This window comes from uncultured Sphaerotilus sp. (assembly GCF_963924895.1).
Lineage (GTDB): Bacteria > Pseudomonadota > Gammaproteobacteria > Burkholderiales > Burkholderiaceae_C > Sphaerotilus.
Genome location: NZ_CAWURG010000052.1, coordinates 31,366 through 55,271, shown reverse-complemented (window position 1 = coordinate 55,271; position 23,906 = coordinate 31,366). Strand labels below are relative to the sequence as shown.

Genomic DNA, 23,906 nt, shown 5'->3' with positions numbered 1-23,906 from the left:
CATGAGCGACGCTCCGGAAGTCGAAGAAGACCCGTTTGCCCCGGTCCAGTCCCCGCGCCTGTGGCGCGACGAGGTCTGGACCGCCAAGGTCATCAAGAACGAAGGCGACGAAGGCTGGGCGGTGTCGATGACGCGCCACGGCGAGTCCGAGCCGGCGCTCGTCGCCCCGTGGACCATGGGCCGCGACAAGAAGAACCCGAAGCCGCTGGACATGGCGGCGTTCAACACCTGGGTGAAGACCGCGTCCGAGGTGCTGCGCCGCCACGAGCAGCAACTCCACGCCCAGCTGCACAAGAGCGCCTATGTCTCGACGGACCACGGTCGGGTGCTGGTGACGCTGGACATCGTGCCGGACGAGTTCGAGCCGAACGCCACGCTCAGCGCCTTCGATGCCGATGGCGGCGAGCTGGCCCGGGTGCGGGTGTCGCCGGCGTTCAAGCTGAACGGAGTGTCTGCGCTGGCGTGGGTCGAGTCGGAGTTTGCACGGCCCTCCGGCCGTTGAGCGCCGGTACGGCTGAACGGCTGCACCGTTACCGCTGCCAGTGGGCGCCGAGTTCCAGCGCGAACGCGTGGGGAATGAAGCGCTCGAAGCCGGCGCCGGGGTAGTTGGTCAGCTCGCCCACATAGAGCCGGCCGCCGACGACGTAGCAGTCCACCCGCAGGAACTCGAAGCACTGCGCCAGCCGCAGCGTGATGCCGATCATCTCGGCCAGACAGTCCGGCCGCGGATCGGGCGCGTGGTTCTCCAGTGACAGGCGCGCTGCTAGCAGTTGCCAGTCGGTGTCGTAGAGGTTGCGCGTGTGGTGGCAGAAGCGGCCCCGGTCGACCTGGATGAAGCGCACCGCGCCGCCGATCACATACAGCTTGTAGTCGGCCGGCACGTCACCGTGTTCATCCGAGAGCAGGGCCTCGGCGATGACCTGGCCGCGCAGGCGGTCGTAGCACCACTCGCGGTTCATGCGGCTGTACTCGGTGTCCAGCCAGCGCTGCAGGGTCAGGCGCGTCTGGCACAGGTTGAGCGGTTCACCGGCACGCAGGAACAGCACCTGACCGCTGCCCACCGTTGGCTTGAGCACGCAGGGACGGGGCAGGGACTCGATCGGGACCCGGGCGGCGTCCGGCCAGAGTCCGAGCATCGGGACGAGGTACTGCGGGCCGATGGTGCGGGCGACGTGGTCGCGCGTCAGGGCCTTGTCGGCAGCGATGTGCAGCAGCGGCGAGCGGCAGCGCAGCATGTAGGCGTGGATGTGCTCGTTGATCGTGCTCGGGTGGTCGTAGTCCGGCCATTCCCCGAAATAGAGCCGATAGCCGATGGCGAGGTAGTGCCGGTCCGACAGCAGTGCGCCCAGGCGACGTGCCAGCAGCAGATCGGGTCGGCGGATGCCGAGCAGACGGGACAGGAAATGGCGGGCCCGCGACGGCAGCAGGGCCGCAGCGTGCCGGAGCGGTGCAGCGAGCGGGCGGGCCATGCGCTGGCCGGGTCAGACCACGTGGGTGCGCAGTTGCCGGAACCAGCGCCGGATCCGGCCGGAGGTGTTGGAGATGGCGATGCGGGGCGTCCAGGACGTCGGCGCCAGCAGCACCACCAGCAGCCAGAGTTGCGCGGCGCGGCGTTCGGACCAGGTGTAGCCGGGACACGCGGCCAGGGACTCCGCCTGCATCCGCATGAGCGAGCCCAGGGTGTCTTCTGGATAGGGGTGGCGTTCGGGTTCTGTGCGCAAGGACAGCGCGCGGCTGCGCAGATTCCACGGAGCGTGCAACGGCGGGTCGTCGAGCACGATGCCGTCGTGGCGGGCCAGCAGCGCCAGCGTGGTGCTGCGCCGGTGGGCCTCGATGCGCAGCATGTCGCCGTGGCGGGCAGAGATGTTGCCGAAGCAGCCGCGCGCCCGGTTGGCGGACGAGTGGATGCGGTAGCAGCCGAGCGGGCGGGGCGCGTTGACGACGCGCCCGTTGAAGGCGCTCAGCAGGAACGGCGGGGTGTCCGCAGCCCGGCGCCAGGCGGAGGCCTCGAGCGGGAAATAACGCGCGATGGCCGAGCGCCGGTACAGATTGCCACTCGACGGCGGTCCACCGTAGGTGCCGAAGCGCTGGATCAGCGGCCGGACGTCGCCTTCGTGCAGCAGGTAGGGAATCTGGCGGCCCATGGGGCGGCCATCCTCGGTGATGCACTGGAGCTGGAACTGGATCTTGGCGACGTCCTCGGCCATCAGCGTCCGGCAGACCGCCAGCGCATCCGGGTCGAGCCGGTCGTCGGCGTCCAGGAAGAGCACCCACTCGCCGGAACTCATCGACATCCCCGCGTTCATGGCGGAGGCCTGTCCGAGGTTGTGCGGGCTGCGCCAGGACCGGATGCGTGCGCCGTATCCCTCGATCACTTCCCACGAGTGGTCCGTGGAAGCGTCGTCGCAGACGATCACTTCCACGTCCGAACCGGCCTGGGCGAGCGCGCTGTCGATCGCGTCGCCGAGGAACCGGGCGTAATTGAAGTTGTTGATGAGGATAGAGATTCGCATACAAACTCAGTAGTTACACAAGGATACTGTTTTGACATGCGAATGTTGCTCCCGTGTCTCGGGCAGCACGGGCGCCTGAACAAAGGGGGTCAGGTCGGTCCGGCGGCCTCCGGATACAGGCCGCGGACGCGTGCGAACAGCCGGGTCAGGCCGAGCAGCACGTCGATCTGCGGCGTCGGCAGGCCGACACGCTGCCCGATTTCCCGCACGGCGGTGACGATGGCGTCCAGCTCGATCGGCCGGCCGGCCTCCACGTCCTGGAGCATCGAGGTCTTGAACGCGCCGAGCTTGGCGGTGACCAGGTGCCGGTCCTCGGGGCGCTGCGCGATGTGGCAGCCGATGCGCTCACCGATCAACGCGGCTTCGGCCATGGCATCGGTGCAGAACTGGCGGGTCAGCGGGTCGGCCAACACGCGGTCGATGGTGGCGCCGGTGAGGGCCGAGATGGGGTTCATCGTCAGATTGCCCCAGAGCTTGTACCAGATGTCAGCCCGCACGTCGGCCGAGTCCGTGACCTCGAAACCGGCCGCCGCGAGCAGCGCCGCGACCCGTGCGGACCGCTCTGACTGTCCGCCGAGCGGCTCGCCGACGATCAGCCCTCGCCCCATGCGGTGCTGCACCAGCCCGGGCTCCGGCGACGCGGTGCTGGCGTGCACGACACACCCCAGCACGTGGCGCAGCGGAATGGCGGCGCGGATGAAGCCACCCGGATCCACGCTGTCCAGCGGCGCGTCGCCCAGACCAGACCGGCCCTCGATGAACCACCACGGCACGCCATTCATGGCGGGCAGCACCACGGTGTGCGGGCCGAGCAGTGGCGCGATGTCGCGCGCGACCTGCGTCAGCGCCGGTCCCTTGACGGCGACGATGACCAGATCCTGCACGCCCAGATCGGCGGCATGCGCCGAGGCCACGGCGACGGGTGCCTGCAGCAACTGGTCGCCTTGACGCAGCCGCCAGCCGTGGGTGCGCAGCGCGTCCAGCGTGGCGCCGCGTGCGATAGCGCTCACGGCGGTCTGGCCGGTGGCGGCGAGCCGCGTGCCGATGAAGCCGCCGATCGAGCCGGCGCCGATGATGCAGATGTTCTTCATTTCAGCTCACGATGTAGGCCGCGGCGCCGGTGGCGATCAGCACGCCCTCGTCGTTGTGCAGGCGCATCTGGGTGGAGCCGACCCGGCCGCCCAGCCGCGTCACCTCGGCGCTGGCGATGAAATGCGTGCCGATGCCTTGGCGCAGGTAGTCGATGCGCAGGTCGATCGTGCCCATGCGGCCGAAGCGGTGCATGACCTGGTCGGCGGTTTCGTCGGGGTGTTTTTCGCCGATGGCGGTGGTGAGCGCGAAGCCGCCCATGGCGTCCAGCGCGGCGGAGATCACGCCGCCGTGCAGCCGTCCGTAGAGGAAATGGCCAACCAGTTCCGGTCGCATGTCGAAGCGCAGGCGCGGGGAGGCGGGGTCCAGCGACTCGACCTTCAGCCCGAGCACGGTGTTGAAGGTGATGCGCTGTTCCCAGAGTTCGGTGATGGCCTGGTGGAGGCGGGCTTGTTCTTCGGCGCTGCGGCGGCGGGGAGGCTGGTGGGGGTGGGCGGTGTGCGGCATGGTGCCCGGGATGGTAGCGGGCCATGGGTCTGCGCTATCGTCACGTGCATGACGCTCCCTGCTCGATATGACCGGCTGGACGCCCTGCGCGGCCTCGCCATGGTCTGGATGACCGTGTTCCATTTCAGCTTCGACCTGAACCAGTTCCGGCTCATCCCGCGCCAGAATTTCTACGCCGATCCGTTCTGGACCTGGCAGCGCCTGTGCATCGTCACGCTGTTCCTGGGCTGTGTCGGTCTCTCGCAGGCGGTGGCGCAGGCCCAGGGGACGCCGACGGAACGTTTCTGGCGACGCTGGCTGCGGGTGGCGGGGTGTGCGCTGCTGGTGAGCGCCGGATCAGCGCTGATGTTTCCGCACAGCTGGATCAGCTTCGGCGTGCTGCACGCGGTGGCGGTGTCGCTGCTGGTGGTGCGCTTCGTGCGTCTGCCGGGTTGGGGCTGGCTGCTGCTGGGGGTGGCGGCGATCGGGCTGGCGTCCGGTGTCGCGCATCCGGTGTTCGATACCCGCTGGACCAACTGGGTCGGGCTGGTCACCCACAAGCCGATCACGGAGGACTATGTGCCGCTGCTGCCGTGGCTGGGGGTGGTGGCCGTCGGGCTGGGCGCCGGACAGTGGCTGCTGACACACCGCCCGGGGGTGTTGCAGGGCCGCCTGCCGGCGGTGCTGCAGCCGCTGGCGCGGCTCGGGCGGTGGTCGCTGAGTTACTACATGGTGCACCAGCCGGTGCTGCTCGGGCTGGTGCTGGCCTGGACTTACTGTGCGCCGAACTTGTAGTCGGTCTTGGCCTTGTTCTTCAGGTCCTCGCGGAACTTGGTCATCTTGGCCTGCTGCAGACGCTGCGAGAGCTGCGGCTTGACTTCTTCCAGGCTCGGGAAGGTCGCGGCGCGCGAGTCTTCGAGCTGGATGATGTGGTAGCCGAACTGGCTCTTCACCGCGGTTTCGGTGAACTTGCCCTTTTCGAGCTTCACCATGGCCTGCGAGAACTCGGGGACGAAGTTGCCCGGAGCCGCCCAGTCCAGATCGCCACCGTTCGGTGCCGAACCCGGGTCCTTCGAGTTGGCCTTGGCCAGGTCCTCGAACTTGGCGCCGGCCTTGAGCTGGGCGATCAGGGCCTTGGCCTCGTCTTCCTTCTCGACCAGGATGTGGCGGGCGCGGTATTCGGTGCCGCCGCCGGTGCCCTTGAGCTTGTCGTACTCGGCCTTGACTTCGGCGTCGCTGACGGCGTTCTTCTTCTGGTACTCATTGAACAGCTCGCGGATCAGCAGGCTCTGGCGCGCGACGTCCATCTGGCTGCGGTATTCCTCGCCGCGCTGCAGACCGCGGGCTTCGGCTTCCTGCACGAAGATTTCGCGCAGCACGAGTTCGTCCTTGACCTGCTGCTCCAGCTCCGGCGTGCGGGGCTGGTTGCCCTGCTTGGTGACCTGGGTCATGAACGATTCGAAGCGCGCCTTGGGCACCGCCTTGCCATTGACGATGGCGATGTTCTGGGCCGAGGCCAGCGCCGGCAGCAGAGCAGCCGCGAGGGCGACGGCGGACACGGCGAACGAGAGCTTCTTCATGGATTAAGGAACCTTTTAGCGTCAGTGGGAAGACATTCAGGCGATTTCGGCTTCGATGGCCAACGCATGGATGCCCTGGGGAATCAACTCGGCGACGGCATCATACACAAGCCGATGCCGGGCAATCCGGGTCAGACCGGCGAACCGGTCCGAGCGGATACGGACCCGGAAATGCCTTCCGGAAGCCGCTCCGACATGCCCGGCGTGGAGGTGACTTTCGTCGATCACCTCCAGCCCGATGGGGTTCAGACGCTGCTGCAGCGCCTGCTCGATGGCGAGGGCCGAGACGCCCGGTGTGTGGTTGGCGCTCATGCTCACTCTCCGTCCGGCGACTTTAGGTGGCGGGTCAGGTAGAAACCTTGAGCGACCATGAACACGAACATCAGGCCCATGCCGCCGAAGGACTTGAAGGAGACCCAGGTGCTGGTGTCGTAGTTGTAGGCGACCCAGAGATTGAGCACGCCCATGAAGCTGAAGAAGGCGATCCACGCCAGGTTCAGGTTGCGCCACGCGAACTCGGGCAGATCGACCTGGTCGCCCATCATGAGCTTGAGCAGGTTCTTGTTGGCCAGGATCGGACTGAGCCAGAAGGACGCGGCCATCACCCAGTACAGCACGCTCGGCTTCCACTTGATGAAGGTGTCGTTGTGGAAGTAGATGGTGGCACCACCCATGACCGTCACCAGACCGAGGCTGATCCACAGCATGGTGTCGACCTTCTGGCCGCGCAGCTTGAGGTAGAGCACCTGGGCGAAGGTGGCCAGGATCACCACCACGGTGGCCAGCAGCACCGGCGCCTCCTTGGCCCCGACCGCGCCACCGGCGACCATGAAACCGAACCAGTCGGTGGCGAGGGCGGCGGCCTCGTCGGCCCGTTTCTCTGCCTGGTTGTAGGTCAGGAAGAACAGGACGATGGGCAGGAAGTCGAGGAATATTTTCATCGGGAGCAGCAGCTACAGCGCCAGGGTCAGGGTGTGTCGGGCCTGAAGTCTATCGAAGCGGAATTGATGCAGTACCGCTCGCCTGAGGGTTCGGGCCCATCATCGAAGACATGACCGAGGTGGGCGCCACATTGTTGGCATCTGACCTCCACCCGCACCATGCCGTGGCTCTGGTCCACCACGCGCTCGATCCGGCCTTTCTCGATCTCGGCGCTGAAGCTCGGCCAGCCGCAGCCAGCGTCGAACTTGGTGTCCGCGTCGAACAGCAGCGCGTCGCAGCAGACGCAGCGGTAGCTGCCGTCGGCCCAGTGGTTCCAGTACTTGCCGCTGAAGGCGCGCTCGGTGGCGGACTGGCGGGTGACGGCGAACTGGGTGGCGTCGAGCTGCGCCCGCCATTCGGCATCGGTCTTGGCAATCGGGTAGGTCATGGAAGGTCTCCGGGAATCAGGGCGGCGTCAGGACGAGCAGGAGATTTCGAGCGAGCTGGCCCAGGCGGGCGGCAGCTCGGCGTAGGCGGCGTGTTCCGGCTGCTCGTCGAACGGCCGGCTCAGGACCAGGTGCAGGCGCTGCACCTCGCTGTAATCACCGGCCTCGGCCAGCCGGATCGCCGTTTCGGCCAGGTGGTTGCGCAGGATGTAGCGCGGGTTGACCGCGTGCATGCGCGCGCGCCGCTCGGCGTCCACGCTACTTTCGGCGCGCAGGCGCTCGTCGTAGCGGACGGTCCAGGCGTCGAACGCGTCGGCGTCCAGGAACAGGTCGCGCACCGGTTCTGGCGCCAGCGCGCCGACGGCACCGACGCGGTGGTCGCCCAGCAGGCGCCAGGTCAGCGTGTAGTCGATCTGGTGCCGGGCCATCAGGCGCATGAGGTCGTCGACCAGCGCCTGGTCGCCGTCCTGCTCGGTGCTCAGGCCAAGCTTGGCGCGCATGCGCTGGCCGAGCTGGTGGGCGAACTCGTCGGGGTAGTGCGAGAGCGCTTCGGTCAGGAGGGCGGTGACTTGTTCGGTGTCGCCCTCGATCAGCGGCACCAGCGCCTGCGCCAGCGCGTGCAGGTTCCAGTAGGCGACCTGCGGCTGGCGGGCGTAGGCGTAGCGGCCCTGTTCGTCCGAGTGGTTGCAGATGTGCATCGGATCGAAGCCGTCGAGGAAGCCGAAGGGGCCGTAGTCGATCGTCAGGCCGAGGATGGACAGGTTGTCCGTGTTCATCACGCCGTGGCAGAAGCCGACCGCCTGCCAGTCTGCGACCATGCCCGCCGTGCGGCGCGCGACCTCGGTCAGCAGGGCGGCCACCGGCTGTGCGACGTCTCGGCATGCCGGGTAATGGTGGTCGATGACGAAGTCGGTCAGACGGCGCAGCGCGGTGTAGTCACCGTCGCGCACGTGGTGGCAGAAGTGCTCGAAGTGGCCGAAGCGCAGGAAGCTCGGCGCGACCCGCGTGACCACGGCCGCGGTTTCGGCGCGTTCACGGCGCACGGGCAGGTCGGACGCGGTCAGCGCCAGCGCGCGGGTCGTGGGGATGCCGAGGGCGTGCATGGCCTCGGAACACAGGAATTCGCGGATCGACGAGCGCAGCACCGCGCGGCCATCGGCGCGCCGGGAGTAGGGCGTCATGCCGCTGCCCTTGAGCTGCAGCTCGCGCGCACCGTCGGGGGTCTCGACCTCGCCGAGCAGCAGCGCACGGCCGTCGCCCAGCTGGCCGGCCCAGACGCCGAACTGGTGGCCGCTGTAGACCGTCGAGGCGGTTTCCATGCCCGGCCACGGCGTGCCGGCGCTGAAGGCGGCGAGGGCGCCTTCGCGCTGCCACCAGTCGGCGGGCCAGCCCAGATCGGCGGCTGCGGCGTCGCTGGTGGCGACCCAGCGCGGCGCAGGCAGCGCATGGCCCGGCTGGCGGTGGGCAAACGGCATGCCGAGCCGGGCATAGCGGTTGACCCAGTGCAGGTGTGCGGGGTCGAAGGTGAGGCGTTCCAGGGGCAGCGCAGCGTTCATGGCGGCAGTGTAGCCAGCGGCCCCGGGTGGCGAGCGTGGCAGGGACTTCCCTGAGCCTGCCCCGAAGTCATCCGGGCGACATTTGGCGAGGGTTAAACGCTAGCGCGTGCCGTGGGTAGATTTTCTATAGTCGTACGGATCGACCTACAGTCCTCACTGTCGCACCCTCGCACCTTCACCAGACTCTCCACAACAAGGAACCCCGACCATGAGCACCCTGATGGGCCAGATGATGACGATGCCGCTGATGATCTCGTCGCTGCTGGTGCATGCCGCCCGGCATGCCGCCGACACCGAGATCGTCTCCAAGCGCGTCGAAGGCGATCTGCACCGCACCACCTACCGCGAGGCCGAACTGCGCAGCCGCAAGGTGGCGCAGGCGATGGCTCGGCTCGGCTGCGTGGTCGGCGACCGCGTCGGCACGCTGGCCTGGAACGGCTACCGGCACTTCGAGATCTACTACGGCGTCTCCGGCTCGCAACTGGTCTGTCACACCATCAACCCGCGCCTGTTCCCCGAGCAGATCGCCTGGATCGTCAGCGATGCAGCGGACCGCGTGCTGTGCTTCGACCTGACCTTCCTGCCGCTGGTCGAAAAGCTGGCGGCGCACATGCCGACGGTGCAGCATTTCGTGCTGATGACCGACCGTGCGCACATGCCGGCGCAGTCCGCCATCCCGAACCTGCTGTGCTACGAGGAGCTGGTCGAGGCCGAAAACGGTGACTACGCCTGGCCGGTGTTCGACGAGATGTCGGCGTCCAGCATCTGCTACACCTCGGGCACCACCGGCAACCCCAAGGGCGCCGTCTACAGCCACCGCTCGACCATCCTCCACGCCTTCGCGTCGACCATGCCGGATGCGATGGACTGCTCCTCCAGCGACGTGATCCTGCCTGTCGTGCCGATGTTCCACGTCAACGCCTGGGGCCTGCCCTACAGCGCCGCGATGGTGGGTGCCAAGCTGGTGTTCCCGGGGCCGCACCTGGATGGCAAGTCGCTGTACGAGCTGTTCGAGTCCGAGCAGGTCACCTTCAGCGCGGGGGTGCCGACCGTGTGGCTGGGCGCGATCAACTACATGAAGGCCAACAACCTGAAGGTCACCAGCCTGAAGCGCACGGTCATCGGTGGCTCCGCCTGCCCACCGTCGATGATGCGCACGCTGGAAGACGATTTCGGGCTGGAGGTGATCCACGCCTGGGGCATGACCGAGCTGTCGCCGCTGGGCACGCTCTCCAAGCTCAAGGCCAAGCACAAGAACCTGCCCGCCGAGGCGCAGCACCGCCTGCTGGAGAAGCAGGGCCGCGTCATCTACGGCATCGACATGGCCATCGTCGGCGACGACGGCACCGAGCAGCCCTGGGACGGCAAGACCACGGGCGACCTGGTGGTGCGTGGCCAGTGGGTCGTCAACGGCTACATGGGGCGCCCGGAATCGCCGTTGCAGCAGATCAACGGCCAGGACTGGTTCCCCACCGGTGACGTCGCCTCCATCGACGCCGACGGCTTCATGCAGATCACCGACCGCAGCAAGGACGTCATCAAGTCCGGCGGCGAGTGGATCAGCTCGATCGATCTGGAGAACGTCGCCATGGCCCACCCGGCGGTGATGGAGGCCGCCGCGATCTCCTGCCACCACCCGAAGTGGGACGAGCGCCCGCTGCTGGTGGTCGTGCGCAAGGCCGGGCAGTCGGTGACGCGGGACGAGCTGCTGGCCTTCTACGACGGCCGCATTGCCAAGTGGCAGATCCCGGACGACGTGGTGTTCGTCGACGAGCTGCCCCACACCGCCACCGGCAAGATCCAGAAACTCAAGCTGCGCGAACTGTTCAAGCATTACGTGCTGCCGACGATCTGAGCCCCTGACCCGACCTGTCGCGGTCTTGTCCCGACCGCGACAGGCGTTAGTGGTAGTCCCTGACGCGGAGCCGATGGGCTTGCCGCACTATCTCGCCACCCAGCCGGATCCACCGGCGAACAGCAAGGAAACTTCGACATGACGACCCGCGTTCACAACCGTGTTCAGCCGATGGGCCTGGTACTCAAGGCCGGCGCCCTGGCGGCGATGACGATGTTCGCTTCGGCCGCGCTCGCCCAGAAGGGCGAGACGGTCAAGATCGCCTGGATCGACCCGCTGACCGGCCTGATGGGCCCCGTCGGCCAGAACCAGGTCAACAGCTTCCGCTTCTTCGCCGAGAAGTTCAGCGGCGCGGGCAACCCGGCGGGCGTCAATTTTGAGGTCGTCCCCTTCGACAACAAGCTCAGCCCGGCCGAATCGCTGACGGCGCTGAAGGCAGCGATCGACCAAGGCATCCGCTACGTCACCCAGGGCAACGGCTCGGGCGCTGCGGCCGCGCTGATCGACGCGGTCAACAAGCACAACGAACGCAATCCCGGCAAGGAAGTCATCTACCTGAACCACTCGGCGGTGGACCCGGACCTGACCAACAGCAAGTGCAGCTACTGGCACTTCCGCATGGACGCCGACACCTCCATGAAGATGGAGGCGCTGACCACGTTCATGAAGGACCAGAAGGATGTCCAGAAGGTCTACCTGCTGAACCAGAACTACGCCCACGGCCACCAGGTCGCCAAATTCGCCAAGGAGATCATGGCGCGCAAGCGGCCGGATGTGCAGTTCGTCGGCGAGGACCTGCACCCGCTGGCCCAGGTGCGCGACTTCGCGCCCTACATTGCCAAGATCAAGGCCAGTGGCGCCGACACGGTCATCACCGGCAACTGGGGCTCCGACCTCTCGCTGCTGCTGAAAGCGGCCAACGAAGCGGGCCTGACCGCCAAGTTCTTCACCTACTACACCGGCGTCACCGGCACGCCCACTGCGCTTGGCGCCCAAGGCGATGGCCGCGTGTTCCAGGTGTCCTACAACCACTACCACATCCCCGGGCAGATCGCCAAGTGGCGCGACGAGTTCAACAAGAAGTTCGATGCCGACTTCTACACCGGCAGCGTGATCCACATCTACTCCGGGCTGGGCGAGGCCATGGCCAAGGCCAAGTCGACCGACCCGGTCAAGGTGGCCGCGGCGCTGGAAGGCCTGAAGTTCAAGAGCTTCAACGGCGACGTCGAGATGCGCAAGGCCGACCACCAGCTGCAGCAGATGCTGTTCATCACCCGCTGGCAGAAGGCGGACGCGAAGTACCCGTACTCGATCGAGAAGACCGGCTACACGCTCGCTCCGGTGGCGCAGTACGAGGCCTATATCGCCAGTACGCCGACGTCCTGTCAGATGAAGCGTCCGGGCTGAGTCCGGTTCAGCAGCAGGGGACGCGTCGGCCGTGGATCAGCTCATCATCAATCTCCTGAACGGTTTCAGCTCCGGGCTGCTGCTGTTCATGCTCAGTTCGGGCCTGACGCTGATCTTCAGCATGATGGGCGTTCTGAACTTCGCGCACGCCAGCTTCTACATGGTCGGCGCCTACATCGGCTATGCGCTCACCGGCGTGGTCGGCTTCTGGCCGGCGCTGGTGCTCGCGCCGCTTGTGGTGGGCGCGTTGGGCGCCCTGTTCGAGCGCGGCGCGCTGCGGCGGGTGCACAAGTTCGGCCATGTGCCGGAGCTGCTGATCACCTTCGGGCTGTCCTACGTGCTGCTCGAAGTGGTGCAGCTCATCTGGGGCCGCACCTCGGTGCCGTTCTCGCCGCCGACGCAGCTGCAGGGCTCGGCCTTCACGCTGGTGCAGTCCTCGGTCGAGGGAATGCGGCTGGTCTGGGGCCAGGCGCCGGCCGAGATGTGCCAGAACACGGCCAGCGTCCTCTTGAACTGCTCGCGGTTCCCGATGACGCGGGTGTTCATGATGGGTGTGGCGCTGCTGATGCTGGTGGCGCTGTGGGCCTTGCTGACGCGCACCCGGATCGGCCTCGTCATCCAGGCGGCGCTGACCCACCCCGAGATGGCCGAGGCGCTGGGCCACAACGTGCCGCGGGTGCTGATGCTGGTGTTCGGCAGCGGCTGCGCGCTGGCCGGGCTGGCGGGCGTGATCGGCGGCATCACCTTCATCACCGAGCCGTCGATGGCGGCGGTGGTCGGCTCGATCATCTTCGTGGTGGTCGTGGTCGGCGGCATCGGCTCGCTGGCGGGGGCCTTTGTCGGCTCGATCCTGGTCGGGCTGCTGCAGACGCTGCCGCTGACGGTGGACGGCTCGCTCGCCACCCTGCTCAATCAACTCTTCGGCGCCGGCATCGGCCCATCCACCCCGGGCTGGCCGCTGCTGCGCATCACGATGGCGCAGGCCGCGCCCATCCTTCCTTACCTGCTGCTTGTGCTCATCCTCATCTTCCGCCCGAAGGGGCTGCTCGGCACGCGGGAGGGCTGAAGCATGGCATCGAACCAGTCCAAACCTTCCGAATTCCATTTCAAGCCATGGAACATCGGGCGCTGGATCATCTGGGGCGGCTTCGCGCTGGTCCTGCTGCTGGCGCCGAAACTGTGGACCTCCGGCTTCGCGATGACCATGCTGTCGCAGATGGGCGTGGCGATCATCATCTGCCTGTCCTACAACATGCTGCTGGGGCAGGGCGGGATGCTCAGCTTCGGCCATGCGGTCTACGCCGGTCTCGGCGCTTACCTGGCGATCCACACGCTCAACCAGGTCGGCGCCGGCACGCTGGGCCTGCCAGTGAGCCTGGTGCCGCTGGTGGGCGGGCTGGGCGGGCTGGCGTTTGCCGCGCTGCTGGGCTATGTGTCCACCAAGAAGGCGGGCACGACCTTCGCGATGATCACCATGGGCGTCGGCGAGCTGGTCTGGTCGATGTCGCTGATGCTGCCGGAGTTCTTTGGCGGTGAGGGCGGCGTGTCGTCGAACCGCGTGGTCGGCCAGCCAGTGCTGGGCATCACCTTCGGCCCGCAGGTCCAGCTCTACTATCTGATCGCGGTCTACTGCTTCGTCTGCACCGCGCTGATGTACGCCTTCACGCGGACGCCGCTGGGCCGGATGCTCAACGCCGTGCGCGACAACCCCGAGCGGGTCGAGTTCATCGGCTACAGCACGCAGCGCATCCGCTACATCGCCTTCATGATCGCGGGCTTCTTCGCCGGCATCGGCGGCGGGCTGGGCGCGCTGAACTTCGAGATTGTGACCGCGGAAGTCGTCGGCGCGCACCGCTCGGGCGCCTACCTGCTGTTCGTCTTCCTTGGCGGCGCGACCTTCTTCTTCGGCCCCATCCTCGGCGCCATCCTGATGGTGATCGCGCTGGTGTTGCTGTCGGAGCTGACGACGGCGTGGCTGCTCTACCTGGGCCTGGTCTTCCTGTTCATGGTGATGTATGCGCCGGGCGGGCTGGCCAGCCTGATCATGATGAACCTGCGGGTGGCGGCGTTTGGCAAGCTGCGCCGGCTGTGGACGGCCTACCTCGGCCTGTTCGGCACGGGCGCTGCCGCGCTGGTCGGCATCGGCGCGATGGTGGAGATGGTCTACCACCGCCAGCTCAACGCCGCGCTCGGCCCCGAGCTGCGCTACCTGGGCGCCACGCTGAACACCGAGAGCGTGAACACCTGGGTGGGCGCGGTGTTCGTGATGCTGGTCGGCGTCGGGCTGTTCGAGCTGACGCGGCGCGAGTTCGCTCGCCAGTGGGGTGACACCCAGGGCGAGATCGAGAAGGAAATCAAACGCCGGGAGGCCCTGTGAGCACCGCCACCCCTGCTGCCGCTACGGCACCCTTTGCTGTCGAACTCGACAACGTCCACAAGTCCTTCGGCAAGACGCAGATCATCCGCGGCGCGCAGCTGCAGGTCCGCCAGGGCGAGCGGGTGGCGATCATCGGGCCGAACGGCGCCGGCAAGTCGACGCTGTTCAACCTGATCAGCGGCCGGCTCGCCCCGACCAGCGGCCAGATCCGCCTGTTCGGAGAGCGCATCGAGGGCAAGGCGCCCTACGAGATCAACCGCAAGGGGCTGGCGCGCAGTTTCCAGGTCAGTAACCTGTTCCCGAAGCTGAGCGTGTTCGAGAACATCCGCTGCGCGGTGCTGTGGAGCCTGGGCTACCGGTATGCGTTCTGGAAGTTCCTGTCCGAGCTGAAGGACGCCAACGACCGCACGGATGCGCTGCTGCACCAGCTCCACCTCGACAAGCGCCGCGACGTGCTGGCGATGAACCTGACCTATGCGGAGCAGCGGGCGCTGGAGATCGGGCTGACGATCGCCGGCGGCTCGCAGGTGGTGCTGCTGGACGAGCCGACCGCCGGCATGAGCCGCGGCGAGACGACGCGCTTCATCCAGCTCATCCGCGAGGTGACCGAGGGCCGCACGCTGCTGACGGTGGAACACGACATGGGCGTGGTCTTCGGGCTGGCGGACCGGATCGCGGTGCTGGTGTATGGCGAGGTGATCGCCTTCGACACGCCGGAGGCGGTGCGCGCCAATCCGCGGGTGCAGGAGGCGTACCTCGGCTCCGTGCTCGCCCAGGGACATTGACGACAGACAAGATGCTCGAACTCGACAACCTCCACGCCTACTACGGCAAGAGCCACGTCCTGCACGGCGTGTCGCTGCGCATCGAACCCGGCGAGATCGTCGCGCTGCTCGGCCGCAACGGCTCGGGCCGCTCGACCACGGTCAAGACGGTCATGGGGCTGGTGGACGGGCAAGGCTCGATCCGCTGGAAGGGCGAGGAACTCCTGGGGCGCAAGGCCTACGAGATCGCCCACCGCGGCATCGGCTACGTGCCCGAGAACCGCGACATCTTCCCCAAGCTCACGGTGCACCAGAACCTGATGCTGGGGCAGAAGGTGGCGGGCAAGTCGGGGCGCTGGTCCTTCGACGACATGTACGGCATGTTCCCGCGGCTCAAGGAACGCCAGCACACCGAGGCCGGCGTGCTCTCGGGCGGCGAACAGCAGATGCTCACGCTGTGCCGCACGCTGATGGGCGACCCGGACCTGATCATGATCGACGAACCGACCGAAGGCCTCGCGCCGAAGATCGTCGAACTGGTGGGCGAGTACCTGCGGGAACTGCAGCGGCGGGGGATCAGCGTGCTGCTGGTGGAGCAGAAACTGACGATCGCGCTGGAGGTGTCGCAGCGCTGCCTGCTGATGGGGCACGGGCAGATCGTGTTCGAGGGGACGCCGGCGGAACTGAAGGCGAATGCTTATATCCGCAAGGAGTGGCTGGAGGTTTGAGCCCCGCCGGCCTGGCTCACCGAGGTGCCGCCGCCGGCAGCGTCAAGCGCACATGGTCCTGCGTCGCCTCGAATTCAGCATCCCGTCCAGCCAGCGTCCGCACCTGCGGCACGATCTTGCGCCGCACGCCCATGCCCCGGGCCTCGACATACCCGTAGTCGCGCATCACCTCGACCAGGATCGGGTTTCGGGCTGAGCGCTGACCCGCCAGCATCTTGGCCACGGTCATCGAGTTCTGCATGGCGCCGGGGCTGGTGAGGGTCAGCCGGTCGCCGAAGCGGACCAGTTCGACCTCGCCGGGGCGCGTCCAGTCGCGGTGGACAAAGGCATTCAGCAGCGCCTCCCGCAGGGCGTCGGGCGGGTAGTGCCAGTGGCGTTCCCGGCGCAGGTTTTCAGCGAGTTCAGCCGACTCCGTTGACAGGAACGGCGTGGCGCGCTCCAGCAGTTGCTCGACCAGACCGTGCTGTGCGCGGAACACCTGCCCCTGTGTCGACCGAGACCACAGCCCGACCAGCGGCCCATCCAGCACGATGTCATCAAGCGCCTGATAGTCGAGGTCGTTCCCCGCGAACGCCATCCACCGTACCCCTGCCTGGCGCAGCAGCCGGCGTGGTCGGTGCGCGAACAGCACCGTGCCGGCGATGGTGCAGACCGGCGGGCCGTCCGCCCGTTCCGTCATGAACCCCAGACCGCAGAGCCGGCTGTGCCAGTCGCCGTCCGTCGCGGGCACCTCATCGTCGAGCACGCGGCCGAGGTAGTCCGTCAGCCGTGCCCGGTCCAGATCGGCCAGTCCGGAGCCGGACACGGGCAGCACCTCGGCATGCAGCAACCCGCCCGAAGCGAACAGGGCGGCCTGCTGTTCCCGTGTCGCCAGTTGCGAGGTGCTACCGACACGCACGTAGATGTCTTCGCGCTGGTTGTGGCGGAGCACGTAGGGCTTGGCGGTGCCGGTCAGCACGGTGATGACGGCCACGCGCTGGCCGGTGTCGAGCGTGATTTCCTCGTAGTAGGGCAACAGTTGCGGGTGGATGAATCGACCGAACACGGTGTCCATGACCCAGCGTTCGAGGTCGGGCCGCTGGATGCCGCTGATCTGGCCGTCGTCCTCGACCCCGACGATCACGCGCCCGCCCTGGAAGTTGGCGAGTGCCACCACCTCGCGGGCCAGTTGCTCGGCCCGCAGGTCATCGCGCTTGAATTCGACGCCGGAGTTCTCGCCTTGGCGGAGCAGGAGCAGGAGGTCGTTCGGGATCATGGGGCAATTGTGCCTTTCTCCTGGCGGTTTGACGGGCGCTAGAATGTGTACAGATTAAACTTTCGGTACACATGCCATGCGCACCAACATCGAGATCGACGACCAGTTGATGAAGGACGTTCTGCGTCTGACGGGCGTCAAGACCAAGCGGGAGGCGGTCGAGCTGGGCTTGCGGCAGTTGCTGCGCTTGCGTCAGCAGGAAGAGATTCGGCGTTTTCGGGGCAAGCTCGCCTGGGAAGGTGACCTGAACGCGATGAGGACCGACAAGTGATCCTGGTCGATTCGAGCGTCTGGATCGATTTCTTCCGCGGGACGGTCACGCCACAGACGGAGCGGCTGGATGCCTTGCTGAGCAGCGAGTTGCTAGTCGTGGGGGATCTGATCCTGGCGGAAGTCTTGCAGGGCTTCAGCAGTGAGCGGGATTTCAATCAAGCCCGAAAACTGCTGACGGCGCTGGACGTGGTGACGCTGGGCGGGCCGGAGATCGCCATTCAGGCGGCGCGCAATTTCCGGACATTGCGTGCGCGGGGTGTGACGATCAGGAAAACCATCGACACCCTGATTGCGACGCGGTGCATTGAAAGCGATTATGCGTTGCTGTTCAGTGATCGGGATTTTGAGCCGTTTGTCGAGCACTTGGGGTTGCGTTCGGCAATCTGTGACGGCTGATTAACGATCGCAGTGGAGATGTCGCAGCGCTGCCCGCTGATGGGGCACCGGCGAATTTTTTCTAGGGGGAGTCCGTGAAAATGAAGGCAAATTCCTATACGGACTTGGCTCGATCGCGGCGAAGGACGAAATTCAGTGGTTTCGAGTTTGCCTTAAATTGAAAGGTGATCTGGGTATTTAAATGTAGGTGGCTCTAATGCTTGTTGGTTGACTCTGTAGTTTTATTTGACCCGTCAATCAGTAGTTTCAAAAATTCCAACTGTGTGTAAATTATTTCTATGCGAGGGTTGAGATCCAAGCTTTCTCCGATTTCCTCGTGGAGGATAAATGTCACATAGCCTTCATTCATTTCATTTTTGCTTGGATCCCAGCGAACAGGACTCGCGGAGCGGACTTGTAGCGTTATTTTATTGTCGCGTGAGTGAATTACGTCATGCGCCCGAAAATTTATGCTAGGCCCTTGAGTCCAGAGCATGTATTTTTGTTTATCTTTTTGTCGCTCTTCATATTTTATGTCAAGGGCATCTGTAAAATGATAAGGAACCGAGAAAGCCCAATGTTCGTTATTTAACGAGCCTTTTCCTGCGTGAAAAGTAACTCTGGGTACGATTAATTCAGTTGTTCTTTTTGGGCGAGGGGCAAACATTGATCTCAAAATATTTAGTTCTTTCATTTTTGAATCTCTCCAGTCTCGATTAATTGGATAAACTGATTTTTCGTGAGTATTGAATTACCTTGGTCGATTGCTTTTTTTAACTTTGCTGGACCGGCATTTTCGCCTGCGCATAAAAAAGCCAGGCTCTTTGTTACTGAACCAACCACTTCTAGGTTGGTTGATCTTGCAAGAACTGAGAGTTCTTCCTTTTCCGTGATGCTGAACCCTGTAAAACAAATTTGACTTAGTTTTTCCTTTCTTGGTTTTGCATTTGCATAGATCCAATCCCAGCCTTGCGCGTCTGACAATTCAGAAATCTGCTCTGGAGAGAATTTGCTTTTTGATCTCAGAATTCGTGTTACTCTTTCATTTGCCATTTATATTGCCTATTTTGACTGTCAATTGCAAGAATAAAGTCATTTTCATTTTACTAATAGATTGCAGAAATGAATTCAAAATTCAATCCTGTGCGTGAATAATTAACGCCGACTTCGGTTCCATCTCGAACCCGACGAGGATCCGATCCTCCCGACTGAACTCCACCCCAATCAGATACACCGGCTCCCCCCTTCCTGCGTATTTCTCCCCATACCCCGCTCCTTCAGTTGCTGCAACGCCCGCCCCTGCGGCACGAGTTCCGCCACTTGGAACTCGAACAGCCACACCACCTCGCAGGCCAGATCAGGTTAGCCGACTCGCCACAGTCGGACCGATCAAGCTCTCAGCCGGAATCCCCAACTGCGCGTGCAGTTTGCGGATCATCGCCAACGTCAGCGGCCGGCGCCGTGATAGCACTTCGTACACCCGGTTCGGTCGGCCGATCATTGGCGCAAGATCCTTGGGCGTCAGCCCCTGCTGCTCCATGCGGAATTTGATCGCTTCGATCGGATCGGGCGGATCAATCTGGTGATGCCGCGCTTCGTAAGCCTGAATCAGCGCCAGCAGGATCTCGAAATGCTCGCCCGCTTCACTGGCAGGATCAGGCTCGGTGTCGAAGTAGGGCTCGACGGTCTTCAGCGCGGCGAGGTAGTCGCTTTCCGTGCGGATCGGATGGATGTCCATGATCGGGTTCACTCCTGGCTGACCGTGGTGGCGTCGATCGCGTCGTACTCGGCGTGTGTGCCCACGAATTTGATGTAGACCGCCTCGAACTGGTAGGCCACCGACACGATGAGGCGGTAATCGTTGCCCTTGATGTTGAACACCACGCGACGATTGGCCAGAAAGCTGGCCGTGGCAAACCTGCGCTTGATGTCCTGAGGCGTTTTCCAGCGTGCCTTGGTGGCTTCGTCGAACCACGCTTTGAGCGACTGTTCCGCATCAGGGTGCCTGATCCAGAATTCCCGCAGCGACTTGATGGCGATGACACGCATGCCGGAATGCTAGTCCCGAAATGGGACTTATGCAATGCTCAGTCAACGTTCAGCTTTGAACGTCTCGACCTCGAACCCGACGATGTTCCTGTCCCCCCGACTGAACTCCACCCCAATCAGATACACCGGCTCTCCCCGCCCCGCGTACTTCTCCCCATACCCCCGCTCCTTCAGTTGCTGCAACGCCCGCCCCTGCGGCACGAGTTCCACCACCTTGAACTCGAACAGCCACACCACCCCGCAGGCCAGCACCGCCATGTCGATGCGCCCCTTGTTCGTTGTGTCCTCGACCCGGATGTCCAGCCCGAGCGCGGCGAAGTGGCTGTAGAAGATGCTGGCCCAGTAACCCTCGAACTGCGCGATCGGGTTGTTGCGGTACCAGTCGTTCGGGATGCTCGCAAAAAAGGCGTGGAACAGGTCTTTCAGCGCCAGCGGATCACCCGCCTGCAACACGCGCCATAACCGGCTGATCTGCGGCTCCGGCGCCGAAAGATCGCCCACAAACCGCTTGAGCAGGCTGTCGTTCAGGCTCGCCTGCACCTCCATGTTCGGGTATTTCAGCGTGTACTCGGTGCGCCCCGGAATCTCGTGCGTCTCGGCGATGGTCAGGTAGCCGGTCTGGAACAGCAGCGCCTCCGCCGTCATCGCGTCCACGTCGAAGGTGGACAGCAGCGTTTCGCTCGTCACCAGTCGCCCCAGGTCCGGCGTGAACATGCGCCGCTCGGCCAGCAGATCGACCAGGAAGGTGGGGGTGCCCGTCTCGAACCAGTACGGCTTGAAGCGCCGGTTCCGGAACAGCAGCAGCGCGTCGAACGGGTTGTAGACGCTGGTCCCGCCCCAGTTGTAGCCGTTGTACCAGCGCCGGATTTCCTCCCGGTCCAGCCCCGGCAACTCCGGCGCAAACACCGTGTCCATGTCCTCGTCCGTGTAGCCGCACAGCGCGCTGAAGGGCGGGTCGAGCGTGATGTCCACGAGGTGGTTCAGCCCGGAGAACAGGCTGACCTTGCTGAACTTCGACACCCCGGTGAGGAACACGAACCGCAGGTGCGCGTCCATGTCCTTGAGCACCGAGTACAGGTTGCGCAGCCCGTCGCGCATCTCGCGGGCAATGGCCGGCTCGGTCAGGTTGTCGAGGATCGGCTTGTCGTATTCATCGACCAGCACGACGACGCTGGCGCCTGCTTGCTCGTGCGCGAGTCGGATCAGATCCTTGAAGCGCCCGCTCAGGCTCTGGTTGTGCAGCGTCAGACCCAGCCGGTTGGCGTGCTCGTCGATCAGTTCGGCGATGTGCTGGTCCAGATCGCCCCCTTTGCGCAGCACACCGCCACCGAAGCTGATGCGGATCACCGGATGCCGCTTCGACCAGTCCCAGCGCGTCTCGGCCGCCAGCCCGTCGAACAACGCCCGGTTGCCCTCGAACAGCTCCTTGAACGTGTCCACCAGCAGGCTCTTGCCAAAGCGCCGCGGCCGGCTCAGGAAAAACGCCTTGCCCGACGACTCGATCAGGTCGATCGCCAGCCCCGTCTTGTCCACGTAATAGCAGCCCGTGTCGCGCAGATCGGCGAAGGTCTGGATGCCGATCGGCAGACGGCGGCGGGGCAGGGGCGGCGTGGGGTGCTGCATATGCGCCGAAGTGTAGGGCGCCCAACCCTGCAGGCGACACCAAACCCCCTCTACGGAGTTCCCCGCAGCTTGTCTCCAAAAAGACAGGACCACACCTCCCGCCTCTCCTAGACTGCGCCGCATGGCCCGGCGCACTCGCTCCCCCCGGTCGGGCCGCCCGCTAGCGCAGGAGATCCGAACCCCATGACTGCCACATCCACCCGCCACGGCGCCGTCGCCGTCATCACGCTGGACAACCCGCCCGTCAACGGCCTCGGCTACGACACGCGCCGCGCCTTCGCCGCCCATGTGCAGGCGGCGGACGCCGATCCGGCCGTCACCGCCATCGTCATCACCGGCGCCGGCAAGGCGTTTTCCGGCGGCGCCGACATCAAGGAGTTCGGCTCGCCGAAGGCCATCGCCGAGCCGAACCTGCTCAGCCTGATCCGCCTGCTGGAGAGCTGCTCCAAGCCCGTCGTCGCTGCGATCCACAGCGTCTGCATGGGCGGCGGGCTGGAGCTGTCGCTGGGCTGCCATTACCGCGTCGCCGCACCGGGCGCCAGCATCGCGCTGCCGGAAGTGAAGATCGGCCTCGTCCCCGGCGCGGGCGGCACGCAGCGCCTGCCGCGTGCGCTCGGCGTGGAAACCGCGCTGAACATGATCGTCTCCGGCGACCCGGTGAAGAGCGAAGTCCTGGCCCAGGTGCCCGGGCAGAAGCTGATCGACCGCATGATCGACGGCGACCTGCTGGCCGGCGCGCTGGCCTTCGCCGAGGAAGTCGCCGCCGTGCGCCCGCTGCCGCTGGTGCGCAACCTCAAGGCGACCCACCCCGAATCCGACGCCTACTTCCAGTTCGCCCGCAACACCGCCAAGGCGATGGCGAAGAACTTCCCCGCGCCCGCCCGCTGTGTCGACTGTGTCGAGCAGGCGGTCAAGGCCAAGTTCGACGCCGGCATGGTCTACGAGCGCGAAGCCTTCGTCGCGCTGATGATGACGCCCGAGTGCAAGGCGCTGCGCCACGCCTTCTTCGCCGAACGCGCCGCCAGCAAGATCCCCGATGTGCCCGAGAACACGCCGCAGCGGCCAATCGCGAAGATCGCCGTGATCGGCGCCGGCACGATGGGCGGCGGCATCAGCATGAACTTCCTCAACGCCGGCATCCCAGTGGTGATGCTGGAGATGAAGCAGGAGGCGCTGGACCGCGGCGTCGCCACCATCCGCAAGAACTACGAGGCCCAGGTCAAGAAGGGCAAGTTGAAGCAGGACAAGTACGAGCAGCGCATGGCCCTGCTGACCACCACGCTGCACTACGCCGAGATCGGCGACGCGGACATGGTGATCGAGGCGGTGTTCGAGGACATCGAGGTCAAGCGCGCTGTCTTCGAGCAGCTCGACGCGGTAATGAAGCCGGGCGCGATCCTGGCGTCCAACACCTCGACGCTGGACGTGGACAAGATCGCCAGTTTCACCAAGCGCCCGCAGGACGTGATCGGCACGCACTTCTTCAGCCCCGCCAACGTGATGAAGCTGCTCGAAGTCGTGCGCGGCGCGGCCACGGCCAAGGACGTGCTGGCGACCGTGATGGCGCTGGGCAAGAAGATCAAGAAGACCTGCGTGGTCTCGGGCGTGTGCGATGGCTTCATCGGCAACCGGATGATCGAGCAGTACAGCCGCCAGGCCGGCTTCCTGCTGGAAGAGGGCTGCACGCCGCAGCAGGTGGACCGGGCGGTCGAGAAGTTCGGCTTCGCGATGGGGCCGTTCCGCATGGGCGATCTGGCCGGCAACGACATCGGCTGGTTCATCCGCAAGCGCCGCTACCAGGAGAAGCCGAACATGCGTTACAGCAAGACGGCCGACCTGCTGTGCGAACTCGGCCGCTACGGGCAGAAGACGGGCGCGGGCTGGTATGACTACGTGCCGGGCCAGCGCAACGCGATCCCGAGCGCGCTGGTCGAGCAGATGATCGCCGACCACCGCACCGCGCTGGGCATCACGCCGCGCAAGATCAGCGACGAGGAAATCGTCCACCGGCTGGTGTATTCGCTGGTCAACGAGGCGGCGAAGATCCTGGAAGAGGGCATCGCCAGCAAGGCCAGCGACATCGACATGGTCTACCTGACCGGCTACGGCTTCCCGCTGCACCGCGGCGGGCCGATGTGCTACGCCGACACGCAGGGGCTGTTCAACGTGGTCGAGGACATGAAGCGCTTCGCCCGCAATCCGCACGACGACGCCGAGTTCTGGCAGCCGGCGCCGCTGCTGGCGCGGCTGGTGGCGGAAGGCAACACCTTTAGCTGAGCGTCCGCTCAGCCACCCGGCGTCTTCTGGCGCCGGCAGGCGTCGCTGCAGTACTTCACCTCGGCCCAGTTCTTGGCCCAGTGGCGGCGCCAGGTCATGACGCGGCCACAGGCCACGCAGAGCTTGCTGGGCAGCGCGGCCTTGTTGCCGCGGAAGGTGGAGGGTGCGCTCATGGCGATGGGGCGGGCTGGCCGGCTGTCGCGAGGGAATAGCCGGCCGCCAGCGCCAGCGTGTACGTGGGAAACGGCCCTTCGCGTTTCAGGCACGTGGGCAGCTGGTCAGCGGCCTTCATGTACGCCTGCGCGCGCAGAGGCGCGGTGTGTCCGGGACCA

The 23,906-nt window shown here is 65.4% G+C and carries 27 protein-coding genes; 11 read left to right on the top strand and 16 right to left on the bottom strand.

All coding sequences use genetic code 11. The annotated features are described in order from the left end of the window. Position 1 precedes the first annotated feature (1 nt). Positions 2-502, top strand: coding sequence for a hypothetical protein (locus AABN02_RS18855; RefSeq protein ID WP_338416453.1), 501 nt, complete (start codon positions 2-4; stop codon positions 500-502). 28 nt (positions 503-530) lie between these two features. On the opposite strand, the gene AABN02_RS18850 is transcribed toward AABN02_RS18855, so the two are convergent. The 4 genes from AABN02_RS18850 to AABN02_RS18835 all read right to left on the bottom strand — a co-directional run bounded on the left by AABN02_RS18850 (position 531) and on the right by AABN02_RS18835 (position 4,109). Next, on the bottom strand, positions 531-1,469 hold the full coding sequence (locus AABN02_RS18850; RefSeq protein ID WP_338416452.1) for an ATP-grasp fold amidoligase family protein: 939 nt from the start codon (positions 1,467-1,469) through the stop codon (positions 531-533). Positions 1,470-1,481: 12 nt separating this feature from the next. After that, a complete protein-coding gene (locus tag AABN02_RS18845; protein WP_338416451.1) occupies positions 1,482-2,513 on the bottom strand; it encodes a glycosyltransferase in 1,032 nt (343 codons plus the stop codon). A gap of 89 nt (positions 2,514-2,602) precedes the next feature. Next, a complete protein-coding gene (locus tag AABN02_RS18840) occupies positions 2,603-3,604 on the bottom strand; it encodes a 2-dehydropantoate 2-reductase (protein WP_338416450.1) in 1,002 nt (333 codons plus the stop codon). A gap of 1 nt (position 3,605) precedes the next feature. After that, positions 3,606-4,109, bottom strand: a complete 504-nt coding sequence (locus tag AABN02_RS18835; RefSeq protein WP_338416449.1) for a thioesterase family protein — start codon at positions 4,107-4,109, stop codon at positions 3,606-3,608. A gap of 48 nt (positions 4,110-4,157) precedes the next feature. Between AABN02_RS18835 and AABN02_RS18830 the strand changes: the two genes are divergently transcribed. Next, on the top strand, positions 4,158-4,883 hold the full coding sequence (locus AABN02_RS18830) for a heparan-alpha-glucosaminide N-acetyltransferase (RefSeq protein ID WP_338416448.1): 726 nt from the start codon (positions 4,158-4,160) through the stop codon (positions 4,881-4,883). On the opposite strand, the gene AABN02_RS18825 is transcribed toward AABN02_RS18830, so the two are convergent. Genes AABN02_RS18825 through AABN02_RS18805 form a run of 5 tightly spaced genes read right to left on the bottom strand, consistent with a single transcriptional unit; the run spans position 4,862 to position 8,591 of the window. Further along, on the bottom strand, positions 4,862-5,668 hold the full coding sequence (locus AABN02_RS18825) for a peptidylprolyl isomerase (protein ID WP_338416447.1): 807 nt from the start codon (positions 5,666-5,668) through the stop codon (positions 4,862-4,864). The genes AABN02_RS18830 and AABN02_RS18825 overlap by 22 nt on opposite strands. A gap of 36 nt (positions 5,669-5,704) precedes the next feature. After that, complete coding sequence (locus tag AABN02_RS18820) at positions 5,705-5,980, bottom strand: BolA family protein (RefSeq protein ID WP_338416446.1); 276 nt, start codon at positions 5,978-5,980, stop codon at positions 5,705-5,707. A 2-nt stretch (positions 5,981-5,982) separates the two neighbouring features. Next, complete coding sequence (locus AABN02_RS18815; RefSeq protein ID WP_338416445.1) at positions 5,983-6,609, bottom strand: septation protein A; 627 nt, start codon at positions 6,607-6,609, stop codon at positions 5,983-5,985. 26 nt (positions 6,610-6,635) lie between these two features. Next, a complete protein-coding gene (gene msrB, locus AABN02_RS18810) occupies positions 6,636-7,037 on the bottom strand; it encodes a peptide-methionine (R)-S-oxide reductase MsrB (protein ID WP_338416444.1) in 402 nt (133 codons plus the stop codon). Between the two features lie 27 nt (positions 7,038-7,064). Then, positions 7,065-8,591 carry a YdiU family protein gene (locus tag AABN02_RS18805; protein WP_338416443.1) on the bottom strand — a complete coding sequence of 509 codons (1,527 nt, stop codon included), beginning with the start codon at positions 8,589-8,591 and terminating at the stop codon, positions 7,065-7,067. Between the two features lie 208 nt (positions 8,592-8,799). On the opposite strand from AABN02_RS18805, the gene AABN02_RS18800 reads away from it, so the two are divergent. From AABN02_RS18800 to AABN02_RS18775, 6 genes are all read left to right on the top strand, one after another. Continuing rightward, positions 8,800-10,446 carry a 3-(methylthio)propionyl-CoA ligase gene (locus AABN02_RS18800; RefSeq protein ID WP_338416442.1) on the top strand — a complete coding sequence of 549 codons (1,647 nt, stop codon included), beginning with the start codon at positions 8,800-8,802 and terminating at the stop codon, positions 10,444-10,446. A gap of 207 nt (positions 10,447-10,653) precedes the next feature. Then, a complete protein-coding gene (locus AABN02_RS18795) occupies positions 10,654-11,853 on the top strand; it encodes a branched-chain amino acid ABC transporter substrate-binding protein (protein ID WP_338416479.1) in 1,200 nt (399 codons plus the stop codon). Between the two features lie 31 nt (positions 11,854-11,884). Further along, on the top strand, positions 11,885-12,919 hold the full coding sequence (locus tag AABN02_RS18790; RefSeq protein ID WP_338416441.1) for a branched-chain amino acid ABC transporter permease: 1,035 nt from the start codon (positions 11,885-11,887) through the stop codon (positions 12,917-12,919). Between the two features lie 3 nt (positions 12,920-12,922). Further along, entirely contained in the window at positions 12,923-14,230 is a 1,308-nt protein-coding gene (locus tag AABN02_RS18785) for a branched-chain amino acid ABC transporter permease (RefSeq protein ID WP_338416440.1), read from the top strand. After that, positions 14,227-15,015, top strand: a complete 789-nt coding sequence (locus tag AABN02_RS18780) for an ABC transporter ATP-binding protein (RefSeq protein ID WP_338416439.1) — start codon at positions 14,227-14,229, stop codon at positions 15,013-15,015. Before AABN02_RS18785 ends, AABN02_RS18780 begins: the two co-directional genes overlap by 4 nt. A gap of 11 nt (positions 15,016-15,026) precedes the next feature. Then, positions 15,027-15,722, top strand: a complete 696-nt coding sequence (locus AABN02_RS18775; protein WP_338416438.1) for an ABC transporter ATP-binding protein — start codon at positions 15,027-15,029, stop codon at positions 15,720-15,722. 16 nt (positions 15,723-15,738) lie between these two features. Here the strand turns inward: AABN02_RS18775 and AABN02_RS18770 are convergent, their stop codons facing one another. Continuing rightward, entirely contained in the window at positions 15,739-16,977 is a 1,239-nt protein-coding gene (locus AABN02_RS18770; protein ID WP_338416437.1) for an RNA-binding domain-containing protein, read from the bottom strand. A 76-nt stretch (positions 16,978-17,053) separates the two neighbouring features. Between AABN02_RS18770 and AABN02_RS18765 the strand changes: the two genes are divergently transcribed. Both AABN02_RS18765 and AABN02_RS18760 read left to right on the top strand, forming a co-directional pair. Next, complete coding sequence (locus AABN02_RS18765) at positions 17,054-17,248, top strand: type II toxin-antitoxin system VapB family antitoxin (RefSeq protein ID WP_338416436.1); 195 nt, start codon at positions 17,054-17,056, stop codon at positions 17,246-17,248. After that, on the top strand, positions 17,245-17,646 hold the full coding sequence (locus AABN02_RS18760; protein WP_338416435.1) for a PIN domain nuclease: 402 nt from the start codon (positions 17,245-17,247) through the stop codon (positions 17,644-17,646). The genes AABN02_RS18765 and AABN02_RS18760 overlap by 4 nt, the downstream gene beginning before the upstream one ends. 193 nt (positions 17,647-17,839) lie before the next feature. Here AABN02_RS18760 and AABN02_RS18755 read toward each other — a convergent pair whose 3' ends face one another. From AABN02_RS18755 to AABN02_RS18735, 5 genes are all read right to left on the bottom strand, one after another. Next, positions 17,840-18,319, bottom strand: a complete 480-nt coding sequence (locus tag AABN02_RS18755; protein WP_338416434.1) for a hypothetical protein — start codon at positions 18,317-18,319, stop codon at positions 17,840-17,842. Next, positions 18,316-18,678, bottom strand: a complete 363-nt coding sequence (locus AABN02_RS18750) for a BRCT domain-containing protein (protein WP_338416433.1) — start codon at positions 18,676-18,678, stop codon at positions 18,316-18,318. Before AABN02_RS18750 ends, AABN02_RS18755 begins: the two co-directional genes overlap by 4 nt. Positions 18,679-18,982: 304 nt before the next feature. Further along, positions 18,983-19,363, bottom strand: a complete 381-nt coding sequence (locus AABN02_RS18745; protein WP_338416432.1) for a transcriptional regulator — start codon at positions 19,361-19,363, stop codon at positions 18,983-18,985. An 8-nt stretch (positions 19,364-19,371) separates the two neighbouring features. Further along, a complete protein-coding gene (locus AABN02_RS18740; protein ID WP_338416431.1) occupies positions 19,372-19,674 on the bottom strand; it encodes a type II toxin-antitoxin system HigB family toxin in 303 nt (100 codons plus the stop codon). A 42-nt stretch (positions 19,675-19,716) separates the two neighbouring features. Further along, positions 19,717-21,297 carry an ATP-binding protein gene (locus AABN02_RS18735; RefSeq protein ID WP_338416430.1) on the bottom strand — a complete coding sequence of 527 codons (1,581 nt, stop codon included), beginning with the start codon at positions 21,295-21,297 and terminating at the stop codon, positions 19,717-19,719. Between the two features lie 183 nt (positions 21,298-21,480). Between AABN02_RS18735 and AABN02_RS18730 the strand changes: the two genes are divergently transcribed. Further along, positions 21,481-23,574: a 3-hydroxyacyl-CoA dehydrogenase NAD-binding domain-containing protein gene (locus tag AABN02_RS18730; RefSeq protein ID WP_338416429.1), complete on the top strand. Its 2,094-nt coding sequence runs from the start codon at positions 21,481-21,483 to the stop codon at positions 23,572-23,574. Positions 23,575-23,582: 8 nt separating this feature from the next. Here AABN02_RS18730 and AABN02_RS18725 read toward each other — a convergent pair whose 3' ends face one another. Further along, positions 23,583-23,747, bottom strand: a complete 165-nt coding sequence (locus tag AABN02_RS18725) for a DUF2256 domain-containing protein (protein ID WP_338416428.1) — start codon at positions 23,745-23,747, stop codon at positions 23,583-23,585. Positions 23,748-23,906 lie beyond the last annotated feature (159 nt).

Excerpts from the sequence above, each read along its gene's own strand:
- AABN02_RS18770 (WP_338416437.1), bottom strand. The coding sequence starts at position 16,977 with ATGATCCCGAACGACCTCCTGCTCCTGCTCCGCCAAGGCGAGAACTCC.
- AABN02_RS18765 (WP_338416436.1), top strand. The coding sequence starts at position 17,054 with ATGCGCACCAACATCGAGATCGACGACCAGTTGATGAAGGACGTTCTG.
- AABN02_RS18800 (WP_338416442.1), top strand. The coding sequence starts at position 8,800 with ATGAGCACCCTGATGGGCCAGATGATGACGATGCCGCTGATGATCTCG.
- AABN02_RS18745 (WP_338416432.1), bottom strand. The coding sequence starts at position 19,363 with ATGGACATCCATCCGATCCGCACGGAAAGCGACTACCTCGCCGCGCTG.
- AABN02_RS18850 (WP_338416452.1), bottom strand. The coding sequence starts at position 1,469 with ATGGCCCGCCCGCTCGCTGCACCGCTCCGGCACGCTGCGGCCCTGCTG.
- AABN02_RS18845 (WP_338416451.1), bottom strand. The coding sequence starts at position 2,513 with ATGCGAATCTCTATCCTCATCAACAACTTCAATTACGCCCGGTTCCTC.
- AABN02_RS18840 (WP_338416450.1), bottom strand. The coding sequence starts at position 3,604 with ATGAAGAACATCTGCATCATCGGCGCCGGCTCGATCGGCGGCTTCATC.
- AABN02_RS18855 (WP_338416453.1), top strand. The coding sequence starts at position 2 with ATGAGCGACGCTCCGGAAGTCGAAGAAGACCCGTTTGCCCCGGTCCAG.
- AABN02_RS18785 (WP_338416440.1), top strand. The coding sequence starts at position 12,923 with ATGGCATCGAACCAGTCCAAACCTTCCGAATTCCATTTCAAGCCATGG.
- AABN02_RS18820 (WP_338416446.1), bottom strand. The coding sequence starts at position 5,980 with ATGAGCGCCAACCACACACCGGGCGTCTCGGCCCTCGCCATCGAGCAG.
- AABN02_RS18730 (WP_338416429.1), top strand. The coding sequence starts at position 21,481 with ATGACTGCCACATCCACCCGCCACGGCGCCGTCGCCGTCATCACGCTG.
- AABN02_RS18830 (WP_338416448.1), top strand. The coding sequence starts at position 4,158 with ATGACGCTCCCTGCTCGATATGACCGGCTGGACGCCCTGCGCGGCCTC.
- AABN02_RS18775 (WP_338416438.1), top strand. The coding sequence starts at position 15,027 with ATGCTCGAACTCGACAACCTCCACGCCTACTACGGCAAGAGCCACGTC.
- AABN02_RS18815 (WP_338416445.1), bottom strand. The coding sequence starts at position 6,609 with ATGAAAATATTCCTCGACTTCCTGCCCATCGTCCTGTTCTTCCTGACC.
- AABN02_RS18735 (WP_338416430.1), bottom strand. The coding sequence starts at position 21,297 with ATGCAGCACCCCACGCCGCCCCTGCCCCGCCGCCGTCTGCCGATCGGC.
- AABN02_RS18755 (WP_338416434.1), bottom strand. The coding sequence starts at position 18,319 with ATGAAAGAACTAAATATTTTGAGATCAATGTTTGCCCCTCGCCCAAAA.
- AABN02_RS18825 (WP_338416447.1), bottom strand. The coding sequence starts at position 5,668 with ATGAAGAAGCTCTCGTTCGCCGTGTCCGCCGTCGCCCTCGCGGCTGCT.
- AABN02_RS18740 (WP_338416431.1), bottom strand. The coding sequence starts at position 19,674 with ATGCGTGTCATCGCCATCAAGTCGCTGCGGGAATTCTGGATCAGGCAC.
- AABN02_RS18725 (WP_338416428.1), bottom strand. The coding sequence starts at position 23,747 with ATGAGCGCACCCTCCACCTTCCGCGGCAACAAGGCCGCGCTGCCCAGC.
- AABN02_RS18750 (WP_338416433.1), bottom strand. The coding sequence starts at position 18,678 with ATGGCAAATGAAAGAGTAACACGAATTCTGAGATCAAAAAGCAAATTC.
- AABN02_RS18795 (WP_338416479.1), top strand. The coding sequence starts at position 10,654 with ATGACGATGTTCGCTTCGGCCGCGCTCGCCCAGAAGGGCGAGACGGTC.
- AABN02_RS18835 (WP_338416449.1), bottom strand. The coding sequence starts at position 4,109 with ATGCCGCACACCGCCCACCCCCACCAGCCTCCCCGCCGCCGCAGCGCC.
- AABN02_RS18805 (WP_338416443.1), bottom strand. The coding sequence starts at position 8,591 with ATGAACGCTGCGCTGCCCCTGGAACGCCTCACCTTCGACCCCGCACAC.
- msrB (WP_338416444.1), bottom strand. The coding sequence starts at position 7,037 with ATGACCTACCCGATTGCCAAGACCGATGCCGAATGGCGGGCGCAGCTC.